The sequence below is a fragment of the Roseovarius aquimarinus genome (assembly GCF_043661195.1).
Classification (GTDB): domain Bacteria; phylum Pseudomonadota; class Alphaproteobacteria; order Rhodobacterales; family Rhodobacteraceae; genus Roseovarius; species Roseovarius aquimarinus.
The window spans coordinates 263,890-279,720 of the sequence record NZ_JBIHMM010000001.1; the positions used below are offsets into that span (position 1 = coordinate 263,890).

At 66.5% G+C, this 15,831-nt stretch carries 11 protein-coding genes; 7 read left to right on the top strand and 4 right to left on the bottom strand.

What is annotated here, in order from left to right:
- Positions 1-132: 132 nt before the first annotated feature.
- From ACGRVM_RS01295 to ACGRVM_RS01305, 3 genes are all read right to left on the bottom strand, one after another.
- Entirely contained in the window at positions 133-657 is a 525-nt protein-coding gene (locus ACGRVM_RS01295) for a bactofilin family protein (protein ID WP_377169473.1), read from the bottom strand.
- Positions 647-1,966, bottom strand: coding sequence for a DUF5930 domain-containing protein (locus ACGRVM_RS01300; RefSeq protein ID WP_377169471.1), 1,320 nt, complete (start codon positions 1,964-1,966; stop codon positions 647-649). The genes ACGRVM_RS01295 and ACGRVM_RS01300 overlap by 11 nt, the downstream gene beginning before the upstream one ends.
- Before the next feature lie 322 nt (positions 1,967-2,288).
- Positions 2,289-2,750: a peroxiredoxin gene (locus tag ACGRVM_RS01305; RefSeq protein WP_377169469.1), complete on the bottom strand. Its 462-nt coding sequence runs from the start codon at positions 2,748-2,750 to the stop codon at positions 2,289-2,291.
- 86 nt (positions 2,751-2,836) lie between these two features.
- On the opposite strand from ACGRVM_RS01305, the gene ACGRVM_RS01310 reads away from it, so the two are divergent.
- The 7 genes from ACGRVM_RS01310 (at position 2,837) to uvrA (ending at position 14,559) form a co-directional block, all read left to right on the top strand.
- Positions 2,837-6,256, top strand: coding sequence for a hypothetical protein (locus tag ACGRVM_RS01310; RefSeq protein ID WP_377169467.1), 3,420 nt, complete (start codon positions 2,837-2,839; stop codon positions 6,254-6,256).
- A gap of 32 nt (positions 6,257-6,288) precedes the next feature.
- On the top strand, positions 6,289-7,341 hold the full coding sequence (gene queA, locus ACGRVM_RS01315) for a tRNA preQ1(34) S-adenosylmethionine ribosyltransferase-isomerase QueA (RefSeq protein WP_377169465.1): 1,053 nt from the start codon (positions 6,289-6,291) through the stop codon (positions 7,339-7,341).
- 115 nt (positions 7,342-7,456) lie between these two features.
- Positions 7,457-8,746 (top strand): MFS transporter, encoded by a 1,290-nt coding sequence (locus tag ACGRVM_RS01320; protein WP_377169463.1) that lies wholly within the window; start codon positions 7,457-7,459, stop codon positions 8,744-8,746.
- A 179-nt stretch (positions 8,747-8,925) separates the two neighbouring features.
- Positions 8,926-9,510 carry a DUF924 family protein gene (locus ACGRVM_RS01325; protein ID WP_377169461.1) on the top strand — a complete coding sequence of 195 codons (585 nt, stop codon included), beginning with the start codon at positions 8,926-8,928 and terminating at the stop codon, positions 9,508-9,510.
- 130 nt (positions 9,511-9,640) lie between these two features.
- Positions 9,641-11,038 (top strand): dihydrolipoyl dehydrogenase, encoded by a 1,398-nt coding sequence (gene lpdA, locus ACGRVM_RS01330; RefSeq protein ID WP_377169459.1) that lies wholly within the window; start codon positions 9,641-9,643, stop codon positions 11,036-11,038.
- Positions 11,039-11,068: 30 nt separating this feature from the next.
- Positions 11,069-11,605 carry a methyltransferase domain-containing protein gene (locus tag ACGRVM_RS01335; protein WP_377169457.1) on the top strand — a complete coding sequence of 179 codons (537 nt, stop codon included), beginning with the start codon at positions 11,069-11,071 and terminating at the stop codon, positions 11,603-11,605.
- 95 nt (positions 11,606-11,700) lie between these two features.
- Complete coding sequence (gene uvrA / locus ACGRVM_RS01340; protein WP_377169455.1) at positions 11,701-14,559, top strand: excinuclease ABC subunit UvrA; 2,859 nt, start codon at positions 11,701-11,703, stop codon at positions 14,557-14,559.
- Between the two features lie 3 nt (positions 14,560-14,562).
- On the opposite strand, the gene ACGRVM_RS01345 is transcribed toward uvrA, so the two are convergent.
- The gene (locus ACGRVM_RS01345; RefSeq protein WP_377169453.1) at positions 14,563-15,831 is read right to left on the bottom strand and encodes a sensor domain-containing phosphodiesterase; all 1,269 of its coding nucleotides are present in this window, start codon (positions 15,829-15,831) and stop codon (positions 14,563-14,565) included.

A 15,831-nucleotide genomic window follows, 5' to 3' on the forward strand; every position in this document is an offset into this window, starting at 1 on the left:
TGACATATGAGAGCAAAAGGGCGTGCCTGGGGGCGCGCCCTTTTTCATTGCGGGAGCGCCAATCGGTGAAAAGAAAACCGCCTCCGCACCGGGCGGTGCGAAGGCGGCATGATTTGGGAGATGGGGGGCGTCTCAGCCCTGCTTGTCACCCGACGCCTGCGGCGCTGCCGGAGCAGGCTCGGCGGTCTTGGCCTTAGGGTTGAGCGGGTCGTCCTGACGCTGCACCGATCCTTCGAAATGCGCGCCCGACTCGATGGCGATCGTCTTGTGGATGATGTCGCCCTCGACACGCGCTGTCGATGTGAGGCGCACCTTGAGGCCGCGCACGCGGCCCACGATGCGGCCATTGATGACGACATCGTCGGCGATGACTTCGCCCTTGATCGTCGCCGTCTCGCCGATGGTCAGCAGATGTGCCCGGATATCGCCCTCGACCGTGCCTTCGACCTGAATGTCGCCGGTGGTCTTCATGTTGCCGGTGACGTGCAGATCGGACGACAGGACCGATGCGGGCGGCTTGGCCTTGGGGGCCGAAGACTTGTAATCGCCTTGAGGCGCTGCGGGCTTGGGAGCGTCCTGCGGCTTGTCATGGCCTGCCTGCGTGGCCGTATCGGCCTTTTGCGGGCTCGGGTCGTTGATTTTGCTTTTAGAAAACATCTCTCGCAGCCTTGATATATGTCATTGGATCGACGGGATTGCCGTTGACGCGGACCTCATAGTGTAGATGGGTGCCGGTGGACCGTCCAGAGTTCCCCATATCACCGATACGGTCCCCGCGCGAGACCCTTTGGCCCTTGGTCACGCGGATTTTGGAGAGATGCGCATAGCGCGTCTCGACGCCGAAGGCATGCTGGACCTTCACGAGGCGGCCATACCCCGAAAGCCAGCCTGCATGGGTCACGACGCCATCGGCGGTCGTATAGATCGGCGTGCCGGAGGGGCCGGCCATGTCCGTGCCCGCGTGGAGCCGGCCCCAGCGCTTGCCGAAGCCCGAGGTATAGCGGAAGGCGCTTTTGATCGGCAGGGCGAAGGGCGCCTTCTCGGCGGCGATTCGGTAGAGGTTCAGCCGGTCCATCTGATTGAGGATATTGTTCGCGCGCTCGGCGTCGGGTGAAGGCTCCTCGCCGCGGGTCGAGAAGCTGAGCGGCATGAGCGGGCCGCCCTGGCCGGAATAGCCCTTGCGCACGGTACTCAGCATGTCGTCGGTGTTCATCCCCGCGGCGCGGAACATCTTGTCCAGCGGCTCGACCGAGATGGTCATGGCATTCTCGAGCTGGCGGAAGATCTGATCGTTCTGATCCTGCATGAGGCGGATCTGGGCCTGCATCTCGTCGGCCTGAAGCAGCGCGTCCTGCGCGTCGGCGCTGATCTGGTCGCGCTCGGCGGCGGTATCGGCCAGCGCGGCGGTCAGGAAATCGACGGGGCTCGGCCCGGATTCGCTGTCCTCGACCAGCGGCCCGGACGCGCCCGAGGTCTCGAGCTGCGCGGTGAGCGTCTCGGCCTTGTCGCGGGCCGCGTCCCGCTCCTGCATGGTGCGGCGCAGCGTGGACTGGATGACGCCGATGCCCGTCTCCATCTCGCGGCGGCGGGTCTCGGAGGCGAGAAGCTCGGACTGCATGACCGAAATCTGCTCGAGCGCGGAGTTGAAGCGCTCCTGCGCCTCGCGGGCCTCGGCGGCGCGCATGTCGCGCTCGGCGCTCAGATCGTTCAGGCGGCGCTCGTAGGTGCGCTGGTCGCGCTTGGCCTGCTCGCGGAAATTGCCCGATCCGATGCTGTCCATGAGAAGGATGGCGGTGGCGATGATGGCCCAGGCGACGACGAGCGAGGCGCCGGTGAAGGCGATGAGCTGTGTCGCGGGCTTGAGCCGCATGAAGCGCGTGTCGGTGTCCGATCGCAGAAAGACCCTGCGTTCCGGAAAATGGCGCTCAAGAAAAGCGTGCGTTGCGATTGCGATACGTGTCCGCAAATGTCCCGTCCCCGATTGTCCAGCTTCCGTCCCGTGGGTGGCGCATGTCATTTGCGTCGGTGCCGCGCCCTGCAAAGGTGCTTAGCCAGCGCGGCCATGATGGGCAACAGTTTTGGGGTGCATTATGGCCAAATGGGGGCAGGGGCGCGATAAATGGCAGAATATTGCCGATCTGCAACGACTTGAGCGGGCTTTTGCAAGTGGGCCCTGCGCTCTCGTGCCGCAGTTCGGGGCGGGGCGACCTCAGGATAACCCCGGCACGGATCGAGGCGCGCCGGGGATCAGGTCTTTCATGGTGAAGGTGTGAATACCGACGTGCCCATCAGAGCGCGCGAAGTGCCTCCAGCACTTCCTGCGCATGGCCCGGCACCTTGACCTTGGTCCATGCCTGCACGATCCGCCCGTCCTCTCCGACAAGGAAGGTGCTGCGCTCGACCCCGAGGAAGGTCTTGCCGTACATCTGTTTTTCCTTCCAGACGCCATAATCCTCACAGGCCGTGCCATGCTCGTCCGAGGCGAGCGGCACGGTCAGCCCGTGCTTCGATGCGAATTTGTCGTGCTTGGCGACGCTGTCCTTGGAGATGCCGACCACCTTGGCGCCCGCCGCCTCGAATTCGGGCAGCAGGGCCGAGAAATCCTTGGCCTCGTTGGTGCAGCCGGGCGTGTCGTCACGCGGATAGAAAAAGACGATGACGGGCGTGCCCTTCATCGCGCTGAGCGTAAATTCGCCGCCGCCTCCCAAGGGAAGCGTGAAATCCGGCGCGGTGTCTGAAATATCGGGCATGTGCGATCCTTGGGTCTGCTGATGTTGATGATATATTAGGATGGTGCAGGCCGAATGCAAAAGGGTCCGCGCCCCCGAGGGATGAGATGAGCCAGCACACCCCCGATCCTTCCGCGCCCGACAGATCGGCGCATGCCGCGCGCCATGCGCGGCGGCGCCGCCGGCGCAAAGCCGGGCTGTGGTCGGTGCTGAGCGTTCTGGTGATGACGGGCGCGGCGGCGCTGGTGCTGATCTCCTATCTCGGTACGCCCGTCTATGTGCCCGACTGGCTGCGCACGCGCATCGTCGAGCGGATCAACACCGAGGCGGGCGGCTTCGATCTGTCGCTGCGCGAGATGGTCGTCGTGGTCGAGCGCGGCTGGGTGCCGCGCCTCGCACTCCGCGATGTGAGCCTGCGCGGCCCCGACGGGCGCACCCTCGCCACCCTGGCCGAGCTGGGCGGCACCGTCGCGCTGCGCCCGCTGCTGGAAGGCGCGCTGCAGCCCGCGCAGATCCGCCTCTCGGGCTTGCAGGTGAACCTGCGGCGCAAGGATGATGGCGATCTCGATGTGCAGCTCGGCGGGATGGCGATGCCGGGCGATCCTTCGGCGCCGCCGCCCGCCCGCGATCCGAGCGCGCTGATCGCGCAGATCGACCAGGCGCTCGGGCGGCCCGGCATGGCCGCGCTGCGCGAGATCACCGCCGACAACCTGACGCTGCGCTACGAGGATGCCCGCACCGGCCGCGCCTGGACGATCGACGGCGGCACCGTCGAGGCAACGCGCGAGGGCGGCATGCTGAGGATGCGCGGCGATTTCACCGTTCTGGGCGCGCGCGCCTATCCCAGCACGCTCGAGATGAGTTTCTCGAGCCGGATCGGCAGCAGCGCGGCGCAGCTCGGCCTCAACTTCTCGGACCTGCCGGCGGGCGATCTGGCGATGCAGTCCCCGGCGCTCGCTTGGCTCGACGCGCTCGATGCGCCCATCTCGGGGGCGCTGCGGGCGCGGCTCGGAGCAGAGGGCGAGCTGGGGCCGCTCAATGCCAGCTTGCAGATCGGCAAGGGCTCGCTGCGCCCCACGGCGGGCACGACGCCCATCCCCTTCGAGGCGGCGGGCAGTTATTTCACCTATGATCCCGCCGCGCAGACCATCGCCTTCGAAGCCGTCTCGGTCGAGAGCGAATGGGTCACCGCACGCGCCGAGGGGATCGCGCATCTCGTCGGCGGCGCGTCGGGCTGGCCGGACGAGCTTGTCGCGCAGCTTCAGGTCAGCGAGATCACGGCGGACCCGGCGGATCTTTACGACAGCCCCGTGGAGATCGACGGCGCCGCGCTCGATCTGCGCCTGAGGCTCGAGCCCTTCCATCTGACCATCGGCCAGCTCAGCCTTTCGGATGCCGGGCGCCACCTCGTCCTCAAGGGCGATCTGCGCGGCGAGGAGGAGGGTTGGGATCTCGCGCTCGACGGGCGCTTGGACGGGATCGACCGCGACCGGCTGATGGCGCTCTGGCCCGAGGCGGCGGTGCCCAACACGCGCCGCTGGGTGTCCGAGAACGTCGCCGAGGCCGAGCTGAGCAACGTCCAGCTTGCCCTGCGCTCGCCGCCCAAGCATCGCGCGGACGTCTTTCTGGGCTTCGACTTCGAGGGGATGGAGGCGCGGTTCATCAAGGAGATGCCGCCCATCCGCGCCATGTCGGGCAAGGCGCAACTTCTCGACGGGCGCTTCGCCATCGCCGCCGAGTCCGGCTGGGTCGATCCGGGGATGGGCGGGCGCATCGACATCGCGGGGACGAGCTTCGCGGTGCCCGAGGTCGACATGGAGGATCCGCCCGCCGAAGTGCGCCTGCGCACCCAAAGCAGCATTCCCGCCGCCCTCGCGCTCATCGACACCGAGCCCTTGTCGATCCTCTCGAAACAGGGGCGCGCGCCCGACATCGCCGAGGGGCGCGCCCGCATCGACGCGCGGCTCGGCTTCGCGCTCAAGAAGGATCTGCAAACCGACGATGTGGCCTTCGAGGTGGCGGGCAGCCTCGCGGATGTGTCGAGCGAGGTTCTCGTGCCGGGCCGCGTGCTGCGCGCGCCGAGCCTCACGCTCGATGTTGACGAGAAGGGTCTGCGCGTCGCGGGCGCGGGGCAGCTCGGCGAGGTGCCCTTCAACGGGGTCTATACCGCGGCGCTCGGCCCGGATGCGGGCGGCGGGCAGGTCGAGGGGCGGATCACGCTCAGTGAGGGGTTCGCGCGGGAATTCGGCCTCGGCCTTCCGCCCGGCAGCATCACGGGCGCCGCGCCGGGTTGGATCGAGATCGCGCTTGCGGAAGGCGGCGGCGGCAGCTTCGCGCTCAGCTCGGATCTCGCGGGCCTCGGGCTCTCGCTCGAGCAGCTCGACTGGAGCCTTCCGCGAAACGCGCGCGGCGCGCTCGAGATCACCGGGCAGCTCGGCGAGCCTGTGTCGATCGACCGGGTCTCGATCGACGCGCCGGGACTCGAGGCGATTGGCGCGATCAGCCTCGCGCCCGGCGGGACGCTGGCGCGCGCGACGTTCAGCCGGGTGCGCGCGGGCGGCTGGCTCGATGCGCCGGTCACGCTCGTCGGGCGCGGGCGGGGCGCGGCGCCGGGGATCGAGATCGAGGGCGGCGAGATCGACCTGCGTCGCGCCGATCTGAGCGGGGGCGGCACAGGGCAGGGCGGGCCGATCTCGCTCCGGCTCGACCGTCTGATCCTCTCGGACGGGATCACGCTGGGCGGGCTGCGCGCGCGTCTCAACACCGCTCGCGGGCTCGACGGCAGTTTCACGGGCCGGGTCAATGGCGGCGCGGCGATCCGGGGGCAGATCGTGCCGCAGAACGGGCGAAGCGCCTTTCGCATCGTGACCGAGGATGCGGGCGGCGTGCTCGGCTCGGCGGGGCTGCTGAAACAGGCGCGGGGGGGCGAGATGGAGTTGATCCTCCAGCCCGCCGGCGCGCCGGGCACCTATGAGGGCCAGCTTACGGGGGGCGATATCTGGCTGACCGAGGCGCCCGCGCTGGCCGAGCTGCTGAGCGCGCTCAGCGTCGTCGGTCTGCTCGAGCAGATGGCGGGGAGCGGCATTCATTTCAGCGATGTGGACGCGCGCTTCCGCCTCGGGCCGGACCGGCTCACCGTCTATTCGAGCAGCGCGGTGGGTGCGTCGATGGGGATTTCGATGGATGGATACTACTATCCCAACGCGCGGCGGATGGACATGCAGGGCGTCGTCTCGCCGCTTTACATCGTCAACGCGATCGGGGGCATGTTCACCCGGCAGGGCGAGGGGCTCGTCGGGGTGAATTACACGCTGACGGGCGATGCGGCCTCGCCCGATGTGAACGTCAATCCCCTGTCCATCTTCACGCCCGGCATGTTCCGCGAGATTTTTCGCCGCCAGCCGCCGCAGCGCCTTGCACCCGCCCCCCAAGGCAGCGCACAAGGCGCCACGGCCGAGCCGGACGCGCCTGCGCGCAGCGGCGCCCCGAGGACGCAGGGCGGCGGGCGCCTCGGAAACAGCCGCTAGATCCATCCCATCCCGAGCGAGACCAACCTGCCATGCAATTGAGCGATTTCGATTACGACCTGCCCGAAGAGCTGATCGCCGTGCGCCCCGTGCGCCCGCGCAGCGCCGCGCGCCTCCTGGTGGCCACGGGCGACGCGATCAGCGACGCGCATGTCGGCGATCTGCCGGACTGGCTGCGTCCCGGCGATCGGCTCATCCTCAACGACACGCGGGTGATTCCGGCGCGGCTCTCGGGTCTGCGCCGCCGCGAGGGCGCGCAGGGCGCGACCGAGGCGCGCATCGAGGCGACCCTGCTCGAGGCGCGGCCCGATGGCGGCTGGACCGCGCTCATAAAGCCGCTCAAGAAGCTGCGCGAGGGCGAGGTCATCGTTTTCTCCGAGCGTCTCAGCGCCACGCTCACCGCCAAGGAGGAGGGGCAGGGCGCGCTCCAGTTCAATCTCGACGGCGAGGATTTCGACGCGGCGCTGGCCGAGGCGGGGGCGATGCCGCTGCCGCCTTATATCGCCGCGCGCCGCGCCGCCGATGCCGCCGACAAGGACGACTATCAGACCGTCTGGGCCAAGAACGCGGGCGCCGTGGCGGCGCCCACCGCGTCGCTCCATTTCGACGCGCCGCTTCTCGACGCGCTGCGCGCGCGGGGCGTCGCCTTCACGCATGTCACGCTCCATGTGGGCGCGGGCACCTTCCTGCCGGTCAAGGTCGAGGATGTGACGACCCACAAGATGCATGCCGAATGGGGCGAAGTGACCGAGGCCGCGGCGGCCGAGATCGCGGCGACGAAGGCGGCGGGCGGGCGCGTCATTCCCGTCGGCACCACCGCGCTGCGCCTGATCGAGAGCGCGGCGCGCGCCACGGGCGAGATCGCGCCCTGGCAGGGAGAGACGGATATCTTCATCTACCCGGGCTTCGAGTTCCGCGTGACCGACGCGCTGATGACGAATTTCCACCTGCCGAAATCGACGCTGATGATGCTCGTCGCGGCGCTGATGGGGCAGGAGACGGTGCGCCGGATCTATGCCCACGCGGTCGCCGAGCGCTACAGGTTTTTCTCCTACGGGGACGCATCGCTGTTGATCCCCGGGTGAATCGCTGCCAAGGCGCTTATGGCGGTGCCGCGAGGCGCGGGGTCGCATTCGACGCAGACTTTTCGCGCGTCCCGGCGCACATGGGCCGGGCAGGGCGCACCCGAAAGGAAACGAGATGTTCAAGGTTCTGACGGGCGCATGGGCGCTGCTTTTCGGCATGATGCTGCTTCAGGTCGGCAATGGCATGCAGGGCACGCTTCTGGGGATCCGGGGCGAGATCGAAGGTTTTTCGACCTTCGCCATGTCGCTCGTCATGTCGGGCTATTTCGTCGGCTTCCTCTTCGGCTCGCGCATGGCGCCCGAGATGATCCGCCGCGTCGGCCATGTGCGCGTCTATGCGGCACTCGGCTCGCTCATCTCGTCGGTGATGCTGCTCTATCCGAGCTGGACCGACCCCTGGGCCTGGGGCGCGGCGCGGGTGCTCATCGGGTTCTGTTTCTCGGGGGTCTACGTCACCGCCGAATCCTGGCTCAACAACGCGGCCAGCAACGAGAACCGGGGCAAGGCGCTCTCGCTCTACATGATCGTGCAGATGATCGGCATCGTCTCGGCGCAGGGCCTGATGGTCGTCGCCGATCCCGGCGGCTTCATCCTCTTCATCATCCCGTCGGTGCTCATCTCCATCAGCTTCGCGCCGGTCCTTCTGTCGGTCAGCCCGACACCGGCCTTCGAGGCGACGAAGCCGATGACGCTCCTGCAGATCTACCAGACCTCGCCGCTGGGCTGCGTGGGCATGTTCCTTCTGGGCGGCGTCTTCTCGGCGCAGTTCGGCATGGGGGCGGTCTATGGCGGCAAGGCCGGGCTGAGCGTCGGCGAGATTTCGGCCTTCGTGTCGGCCTTCTATGTGGGCGCGATGCTGGTCCAGTATCCGCTCGGCTGGCTGTCGGACCGGATGGACCGCCGCCTTCTGATCCTGATCGCGAGCGCGCTTGTCGCGGTGGGCGCCGCGCTGGCGATGGCCTTCGGCGGATATTTCCCGATGCTGCTGGTCGCGGCCTTCATCGTGGGCGGCATGTCGAACCCACTCTATTCGCTGCTCATCGCCTATACGAACGACTTTCTGCAACATGACGACATGCCCGCCGCCGCGAGCGGGCTGGTCTTCATCAACGGGCTCGGGGCCATCGCCGGTCCGGTCACGACGGGCTGGATGATGTCCGTCATGGGGCCGAACGGCTTTTTCCTCTACATCGCGATCCTCGGCGCGCTGATGGTGGCCTATGCGGCATGGCGCATGGTGCAGCGCCCGCGCACGACGGTCATCGATCCGGTCGAAAGCTACACGCCGGTCATGCCGTCCTCCTCGCCCATGGCGGTCACGTTGGCGCAGGAATTCGCCATCGACACCGCCGAGGAGGCCGAGGACGGCGCGGGCCATGACGCGCGCCGCGCGCTCGGCGGCTGAGCCGGGCCTCTTTGCACGCACGGTGAGCCATGTGCCGGCGGAAAGTTGCGCGAATAACGTCCGAAAGGCGCGTTATGTGAGTCTGATGTCGCGATTGTAGGAATACTTTACTGTTCACGCGCTTAAATATGACAGTAACATGAAGCCAGTCGGCATGCTGCAGATGAGGAGCGCGCACCGTGACGTCACCCGATGATGTTTTGAATTTTTGGCTCGACGAGGTCGGTCCGAAAGGGTGGTACGCCGCCAGCGATGATCTGGACGCCGAGATCCGCGCCCGTTTCGGGGATGCATGGCGCAGCGCGCGGGCCGGCACCTTCGGCCTCTGGCTGACCTACCCGGCGGGCACGCTGGCCTACATCATTCTCATGGACCAGTTCTCGCGCAACATGGGGCGCGGCACGGGCGAGGCCTTCGCCACCGATCGGCCCGCCGTCGCCGCCGCAAAGGCCGCGATCGGCCGGCGCTGGGACATGACCATCGACGAGCCCGCGCGGCAGTTCTTCTACCTGCCGCTCATGCATTCCGAGAATCTCTGCGATCAGGAGCGCTGCATCCGCCTCATCTGCGAGCGGATGCCCGAGACCGGCGCCGACAACCTGCTGCATGCGCGCGCGCATCGCGAGGTCATCCGCGCGTTCGGGCGGTTCCCGCATCGCAACGAGGCGCTGGGCCGCAAATCCACGCTGGCCGAGATCGCCTATCTCAAGGCGGGCGGATACGGGCAGACCGTGCGCCAGCTTCAACAGAAAGACGCCGCCTGAGCCAAGCGCCGGGCCGCAGACATGCAGCCGCGTTCGGGTGAACCGGGCGCGGCTCTTGCGTTGTGCCTTTCCGTGAAACGATTTAGCATTGAACCAACTCACCGATGCCCATCAATTCCCGGAGACGCACATGGCTTCCAAATCCTTCGACCTGATCGTGATCGGCGCTGGCCCGGGCGGCTATGTGGCCGCAATCCGCGCCTCGCAACTGGGTCTGTCGGTCGCCATCGTCGAGCGCGAGAACATGGGCGGGATCTGCCTCAACTGGGGCTGCATTCCGACCAAGGCGATGCTGCGCTCCTCCGAGGTGTTTCACCTCATGCACCGCGCCAAGGAATTCGGCCTTTCGGTCGAGAAGGTGGATTACGATCTCGATGCGGTGGTCAAGCGCTCGCGCGGCGTGGCCAAGCAGCTTTCGGATGGCATCGGCCATTTGATGAAGAAGAACAAGATCACCGTCTTCCGGGGCGAGGCGAGGCTGCCCGCGAAGGGCAAGGTCGCGATCAAGATGGACGCGGGCGGCGACGAGGAACTGACGGCCAAGAACATCGTTTTGGCGACCGGCGCGCGGGCGCGCGAGCTGCCGGGTTTCGAGGCGGATGGCGATCTCGTCTGGACCTATCGCCACGCGCTTCAGCCCGTGCGCATGCCCAAGAAGCTTCTGGTCATCGGCTCGGGCGCGATCGGCATCGAATTCGCCAGCTTCTACAACACGCTCGGCAGCGACACGACCGTGGTCGAGGTGATGGACCGCATCCTGCCCGTCGAGGATGCCGAGATTTCCAAATTCGCGAAAAAGCAGTTCGAGAAGCAGGGGATGAAAATCCTCGAGAAAACCTCGGTCAAGAAGCTCGACCGCGCCAAGGGCAAGGTGACCGCCCATATCGAGGCGAACGGCAAGACCGAGCAGCACGAGTTCGACACGGTGATTTCGGCCGTGGGCATCGTCGGCAATACCGAGGGGCTGGGCCTCGAGGAGCTGGGTGTGAAGATCGACCGCACGCATGTGCTGACGGACGAGTATTGCCGCACGGGCGTCGAGGGCCTCTATGCGATCGGCGATATCGCGGGCGCGCCGTGGCTTGCCCATAAAGCCAGCCATGAAGGCGTCATGGTGGCCGAGCTGATCGCGGGCGGGCATCCTCACCCGGTCAAACCGGCGAGCATCGCGGGCTGCACCTATTCCAACCCGCAAGTCGCCTCAGTCGGCTATACCGAGGCGAAGGCCAAGGAGCTTGGGCACGAGATCAAGGTGGGCCGCTTTCCCTTCATCGGCAACGGCAAGGCCATCGCGCTCGGCGAGGCCGAGGGCATGGTGAAAACCGTCTTCGACGCCAAGACGGGCGAGCTTCTGGGGGCGCATATGATCGGCGCCGAAGTGACCGAGCTGATCCAGGGCTATGTCGTCGGGCGCCAGCTCGAGACCACCGAGGAAGACCTGATGAACACCGTCTTCCCGCATCCGACGCTCAGCGAGATGATGCACGAGAGCGTTCTCGACGCTTACGGCCGCGTCATCCATATGTGACGGGCGGTGCCATCGCTCAACCGCATCGTGATGCAGCGAACCTCGCGCGACTGGCTCGAGGCGCTGCCGCTCTCGACGATGGACGCCGCCGAGATCTCGGGCAAGAACGGGCGGCGCTACGAGTTCCGCAGCTACACGCGCTTCCGTTTCCCGCCGCATGACATCTGCGATGGCCCGTTCCTGAACGAGGACGGGCTGGTGCAGAAATTCGACATCATCCTCGCCAACCAGGTGTGGGAGCATCTCGACAAGCCTTACGAGGCGACGCGCAACGTGCTCCGCATGCTGCGGATGGGCGGCTATTTCTGGCTCGCCGTGCCCTTCTTCGTGCGCTACCACAGCGCGCCCTATGATTGCAGCCGATGGACGGCGCGGGGCCTCACCAATCTGCTGGTCGAGGCGGGCTTCGATCCCGCGCATATCAAGGCCGAGCAGTGGGGCAACCGCGCCGCCGCCGCGCGCAATCTCGAGGATAAATGGCCGCCCGCCTACCGCCCCGAGATCGACGATCTGACGAATGATCCCAACTACCCGATCTGCTCCTGGGCGCTGGCGCAGAAACTCTAGCCGGGCGCGGGTGGACGTTCCCGCTCCGTTCGCAAATCGGGGTTGGAAGCGCGGCGCCCTTACACTATCTGTGAAGCCTCAACCCCGGGGGCATCATGGCCGAGCTGAAAAACATCGAAGTGCGCGGCGCGCGCGAGCATAATCTCAAGAATATCGACGTCGATATCCCGCGCGACCAACTGGTTGTGATCACGGGGCTTTCCGGCTCGGGCAAGTCAAGCCTCGCCTTCGACACGATCTATGCCGAGGGCCAGCGCCGCTATGTCGAATCGCTCTCGGCCTACGCGCGCCAATTCCTCGACATGATGCAGAAACCCGATGTGGATCACATCAGCGGCCTCTCCCCGGCGATCAGCATCGAGCAGAAGACGACCTCCAAGAACCCGCGCTCGACCGTGGGGACGGTCACCGAAATCTACGATTACCTGCGCCTTCTTTTCGCCCGCGCCGGCACGCCCTATTCGCCCGCCACCGGCAAGCCGATCGAGGCGCAGCAGGTGCAGGACATGGTGGACCGCATCATGGCGATGGAGGAGGGCACCCGCGCCTATCTGCTCGCGCCCATCGTGCGCGACCGCAAGGGCGAATACCGCAAGGAATTCGTCGAGTTGCGCAAGAACGGCTTCCAGCGCGTCAAGGTGAATGGCGAGTTCCACGAGCTTGACGAGCCGCCGACGCTCGACAAGAAGTTTCGTCACGACATCGACGTCGTGGTCGACCGGCTGGTGGTCAAGGAGGGGCTGGAGACGCGGCTGGCCGACAGTCTGCGCACCGCGCTCGATCTCGCGGACGGGATCGCCATTCTCGAGACCGCGCCCAGCGAGGGCGAGCCCGAGCGCATCACCTTCTCCGAGAAATTCGCCTGCCCGGTCAGCGGCTTCACGATCCCCGAGATCGAGCCGCGTCTTTTCTCGTTCAACGCGCCATTCGGTGCGTGCCCCGCCTGCGACGGTCTCGGGGTCGAGCTTTTCTTCGACGAACGGCTGGTCGTGCCGGATCAGAACCTCAAGATCTACGACGGCGCGCTGGCGCCCTGGCGCAAGGGCAAGAGCCCCTATTTCCTCCAGACGATCGAGGCGATCGCGCGGCATTACGAATTCGACATGAAGACCAAGTGGAAGGACCTGCCCGCGCATGTGCAGCAGGTGTTCCTGCATGGCTCGGGGGACGAGGAAATCGGCTTCCGCTATGATGAGGGCGGGCGCGTCTACAATGTCAGCCGCGTCTTCGAGGGTGTCATTCCCAACATGGAGCGGCGCTATCGCGAGACGGATTCGGCCTGGATCCGCGAGGAATTCGAGCGCTATCAGAACAATCGCCCCTGCGGCGTCTGCGACGGGTATCGCCTCCGCGAGGAGGCGCTGGCGGTCAAGGTAGCGGGGCTGCATATCGGCCAGGTCGTGCAGATGTCGATCCGCGAGGCGCTCGACTGGGTGACCGAGGCGCCCGCGAGCCTCAGCAATCAAAAGCAGGAGATCGCCCGCGCGATTTTCAAGGAAATCCGCGAGCGGCTCGGTTTTCTCAACAATGTGGGCCTCGAATATCTGACGCTCAGCCGCAATGCGGGAACGCTTTCAGGGGGCGAGTCGCAGCGCATCCGCTTGGCCTCGCAGATCGGCAGCGGATTGACGGGCGTGCTCTATGTGCTGGACGAGCCCAGCATCGGCCTTCATCAGCGCGACAATGACCGCCTGCTTCAGACGCTGAAAAATCTGCGCGATCAGGGCAATACGGTGATCGTGGTCGAGCATGACGAAGAGGCGATCCGCGAGGCGGATTACGTCTTCGATATCGGCCCCGGTGCGGGCGTGCACGGGGGGCAGGTGGTCAGCCACGGTGTCCCTTCGGCGGTCGCCGCCGATCCCAATTCGATCACGGGTCAGTACCTGTCGGGCACGCGCGAGATCGCGGTGCCGGCCAAGCGGCGCAAGGGCAACGGCAAGAAGCTGAAAGTCGTCAAGGCCACGGGCAACAACCTCAAGGACGTGACGGCCGAGTTCCCTCTCGGCAAGTTCGTCTGCGTCTCGGGCGTCTCGGGCGGGGGCAAGTCGACGCTGACCATCGAGACGCTGTTCAAGACGGCGTCGATGCAGCTTAACGGCGCGCGCCAAACGCCCGCGCCCTGCGAGACGATCAAGGGGCTCGAGCATCTCGACAAGGTGATCGATATCGACCAGCGCCCCATCGGGCGCACCCCCCGCTCGAACCCGGCGACCTATACCGGCGCATTCACGCCCATTCGCGACTGGTTCGCGGGCCTTCCCGAGGCCAAGGCGCGCGGCTACAAGCCGGGGCGCTTTTCCTTCAACGTCAAGGGCGGGCGCTGCGAGGCGTGCCAGGGCGACGGTGTCATCAAGATCGAGATGCATTTCCTGCCCGATGTCTATATCACCTGCGAGACCTGCCAGGGCGCGCGCTACAATCGCGAAACTTTGGAAATCCGTTTCAAGGGCAAGAGCATAGCGGACGTTCTTGATATGACGGTCGAAGATGCGCAAGAGTTCTTCAAGGCAGTGCCGAGCATCCGCGAGAAGATGGATGCGCTGGTGCGGGTTGGCCTTGGCTATATCAAGGTCGGCCAACAGGCGACGACCCTCTCGGGCGGCGAGGCGCAGCGGGTGAAGCTGTCGAAGGAGCTGGCCAAGCGCTCGACGGGCCGCACGCTCTACATCCTCGACGAGCCGACGACGGGGCTTCATTTCGAGGATGTCAAGAAGCTGCTCGAGGTGCTGCACGAGCTTGTCGACAGCGGCAACACGGTGGTGGTGATCGAGCACAATCTCGACGTCATCAAGACCGCCGACTGGATCATCGATATCGGCCCCGAGGGCGGTGATGGCGGCGGCGAGGTCGTGGCCGTGGGCACGCCCGAGAAGGTGGCCGAGGAGCCGCGCAGCCACACCGGGCGCTATCTCGGCCCGATGCTGCGGCCCCGCAAGGTCGCGGCGGAGTAACGCTCAGCCCAAGGCGCTGCCCTTGGCGGCGCCGGGCGCGAACCACGCGATCGCGGCGACGAGATCATCGGGCCTGCCGAGATAGTAGCCCTGCGCGAGCGTCACGTCGAGCGCTTGCAGGCAGGCAAGCTCGCCCTCAGTCTCGATCCCTTCGGCGACGATGGCGGCGCCTATCTGGCCCGCGAAGCCGACGAGCGCCGCCCCGAGCGAGCGGCGCACCACATCCTCGTCGATGCGGCTCGTGAGCGACATGTCGAGCTTGATGATGTCGGGCGCGAGCCGCACGATATGCTGGAGGCCCGAATAGCCTGCGCCCGCGTCGTCGATCGCAAGGCGGATACCGCGAAAGCGCAGGTTGCGTAGCTGCGCCATCAGATCCCCGTAATCCTCGACCATCGCGTGTTCGGTCACTTCGAGCACGATCCTTTCGGCGGGCCAGGGCGCGAAGACGGGCGCGAGCCGGCCCGAGGCCACCGTCGCGGGCGAGGCGTTGACCGAGACGTAGACATGCGGCGGCAAATGGTGCAGCGCGGCGAGCGCCGCCTCGATCACGCAGATTTCGAGATCGGCCTGCAACGACACGCGCGCCGCGTCCTCGAACCAAAGATTCGGGGTGCGGTAGGGGCTGGGCCGGAAACGGCAGAGCGCCTCGAACCCTTTCGGGCGCCGCTCGGCGGCGTCCATGATGGGCTGGTAGACGATATCGAAATCGCGCGCCGCGATGACGCCCGTGATGAGATCATGCGTCTCGGCATGGGCCACGCGGGCGGCGATCTTTTCGTTTACCTGATCGGCGGACAGGCTGGCGAAGGCGCGCATCACCTCCAGATCGCGGGGCGTGAGGTCGGGCTTGGCGGTGCGGGCAAGGCAGCAGAACATGCCGTAGACGCTGCCGTCGCTGCGGCGGATCGGAACGCTTACGTGGCTTTTGATCGGGATGGTTCGCGTGATCGGGATGGACCGGCACAGCGGCTCCTCCTCGGTGTCGGGGATGAGTTCGGGCAGGCGCCCGGCGAGGATGTGACGGCAATAGACCTGATCGAGCGGCATCGTCGCGCCGACATGGGCCATATGCTCGAGGCCCGGAGCGCTCACCGCGCGAAAGACCAGATCGTCGCCCACGAACTCCGACAGATACGCCACTTCCATCGCCAGATGGCTGCGCACGAAATCGAGCGCCGCGTCGATCAGGGCATCGCCGCTGCGCGCGCCGAGCCCGGCGGCGGCGGGCAGAAGGCCGATGGCGTCATCGGGCGAAAGGGGGGAGGTCAT